At 75.2% G+C, this 2,249-nt stretch carries 4 protein-coding genes; all 4 read left to right on the forward strand.

All coding sequences use genetic code 11. The features are described 5' to 3' along the window. Positions 1-12 precede the first annotated feature (12 nt). On the forward strand, positions 13-135 hold the full coding sequence (locus tag ACTOWL_RS37765; RefSeq protein WP_441326450.1) for a hypothetical protein: 123 nt from the start codon (positions 13-15) through the stop codon (positions 133-135). Continuing rightward, positions 132-1,493: a FliI/YscN family ATPase gene (locus tag ACTOWL_RS37770; RefSeq protein ID WP_441326447.1), complete on the forward strand. Its 1,362-nt coding sequence runs from the start codon at positions 132-134 to the stop codon at positions 1,491-1,493. Before ACTOWL_RS37765 ends, ACTOWL_RS37770 begins: the two co-directional genes overlap by 4 nt. Further along, positions 1,490-1,987, forward strand: a complete 498-nt coding sequence (gene sctO / locus ACTOWL_RS37775; protein ID WP_441326448.1) for a type III secretion system stalk subunit SctO — start codon at positions 1,490-1,492, stop codon at positions 1,985-1,987. The genes ACTOWL_RS37770 and sctO overlap by 4 nt, the downstream gene beginning before the upstream one ends. Then, positions 1,984-2,249, forward strand: a 266-nt coding sequence (locus ACTOWL_RS37780; protein WP_441326449.1) for a hypothetical protein, incomplete at its 3' end; no start/stop codon positions are given. The genes sctO and ACTOWL_RS37780, both read left to right, overlap by 4 nt.

The following is a 2,249-nucleotide window of genomic DNA, read 5'->3' on the forward strand; positions in this document are numbered from 1 at the left end:
TCCGACCCCGGCCTGGCCGCCGACACCTGCGTGATGGTGACGAAATACGGCCATGTCGAGCTGGGCATCGACGCCCAGCTGCGCGCCCTGCGCGACGCGCTGCGCCGCACCCGCCCGGGCGAGACGGCGCCATGAGCCCGGACACCCTGCCCCGTCCGATCCCCGGCCTGCAGCTGCGGACCGACCCGCTGCAGGCGCTGCGCCGGCGGCTGGAGGAAGCCGATCCGCGCCCGGTCAAGGGCCGGGTGGTCAAGGCGATCGGCGTCACCGTCCATGCCGAGATCAACGACGCGCGCCTGGGCGAGATCTGCGAGCTGCGCGACCCGCAGACCGGCCACAGCATCCTGGCCGAGGTGGTCGGGCTGGTCGACGGCGCCGCGGTGCTGACCCCGATCGGCAGCCTGCAGGGCCTGTCGACCCGGACCGAGGCGATCCCCACAGGCCGCGCCCTGCGGCTCGGCGTCGGCCCCGCTTTGCTGGGCCGGGTGCTGGACAGCCTCGGCCGGCCGCTCGACACCGCCCAGCGCGGGCCGCTCGACACCGACTGCACTTATCCGCTGCACGCCGAGGCGCCGCCGGCGCTGCTGCGGCCGCTGATCACCCGGCCGATGCCGCTGGGCATCCGCGCCATCGACGGCCTCTTGACCTGCGGCGAGGGCCAGCGCATCGGCATCTACGGATCGCCCGGCACCGGCAAGTCCTCGCTGCTGGCCCAGATCGTCAAGGGCGCCGACGCCGACGCCATCGTCATCGGCCTGATCGGCGAGCGCGGCCGCGAGGTGCGCGAGTTCATCGACCGCCATCTCGGGCCGCAGGCGCTGCGCCGGGCGGTGATCGTCACCGCCACCTCCGACCGGCCGGCGATCGAGCGCGTCAAGGCGGCCTTCGTCGCCACCGCCATTGCCGAGTATTTCCGCGACCAGGGCATGCGCGTCGCCCTGCTGATGGACAGCATCACCCGCTTCGCCCGCGCCGTGCGCGAGATCGGCCTGGCCGCCGGCGAGCCGCCGACCCGGCGCGGCTTCCCGCCCTCCTTCTTCGCCATGCTGCCGCGCCTGCTGGAGCGCGCCGGCCCGGCGGCGACGGGCTCGATCACCGGCTTCTACACCGTGCTGGTCGAGGGCGACGCCGAGACCGACCCGATCGCCGACGAGACCCGGGGCCTGCTGGACGGCCACGTCGTGCTGTCGCAGGCCCTGGCCAGCGCCGGCCACTTCCCGGCGATCGACGTGCTGGCCAGCCGCAGCCGCGTGATGGACGCAGTGATCGACACCGGGCACCGCCGCGCCGCGGTGCAGATGCGCCGGCTGATGGCCAAGCATGCCGATATCGAGCTGCTGCTGCAGGTCGGCGAGTACCGGGCCGGCGCCGACACGCTGGCCGACGAGGCGGTGGCCAAGATCGGCGACATCCGGCGCTTCCTGCAGCAGGATTTCGAGGAGGCGACGCCCTTCGCCCAGACCCGCGAGCAGCTGGAGCGGCTGAGCCGATGAGCAAACCCGATGCTCTCGACAAGCTCCGCCGCCTGCGGCGCGACCGGGAAAAGCTGGCGGCCGAGAGCCTGGGCCGCGAGCGCGCCGCCCTGACCGCCGCCGAGGCGCGGGAGCAGCAGGCCGAGGCCGACCGCGCCGCCTATGAGGATCACCGCACCGCGCAGGAAAGCCGGCTCTATGCCGCGGCGCTGGAGAAGCCGGTCCTGGTCGACACGCTGGAGCGGCTGGGCGACCGGGTGTCGGAGCTCGCCGCCGGGTCCCGGCGTCAGGATGCCGCGGTGCGGGAGCGGCGGGCGGAGACCAGCCAGGCCGAGACGGATACCGATGCGGCGCGCGAGGCCTGGCGGCAGCGGCGGCGGGATGCCGACCGGCTGGACCGGCTGGGCGAGCGCCGCGGCACCGCCCGGCGCAAGGCCGCCGAGATCCGCGACGACGTCGCCGCTGAGGACGAGGCCAGCCTGACCCCGCCCGGCCCATCCGGAGGCCGGCCATGACCGCCGCCGCGCCGCGGATCCGCGCGGCGGATCCCTTGGCCTCAGATCCCGCCATACGCGCCTACGACCCGCCGCGGCTGACCATAGAGCAGGCCGGCGACGCCAACGCCGTCGCCCGGCGCTGCGCGCCCGTGCCGGTCCGGATCGGCGGGCTGGAGATCGAGGCGCCGCTCGCCATCACCCCCACCCTCGCCGCGCCCGACGCCGACGGCACCGCGATCACCCTGCGTCTCGGCCCGGGACGCCTGGCGCTGCTGGTGCC

Source organism: Inquilinus sp. CA228, assembly GCF_052078665.1.
In the GTDB taxonomy this organism is placed as follows: domain Bacteria; phylum Pseudomonadota; class Alphaproteobacteria; order DSM-16000; family Inquilinaceae; genus Inquilinus.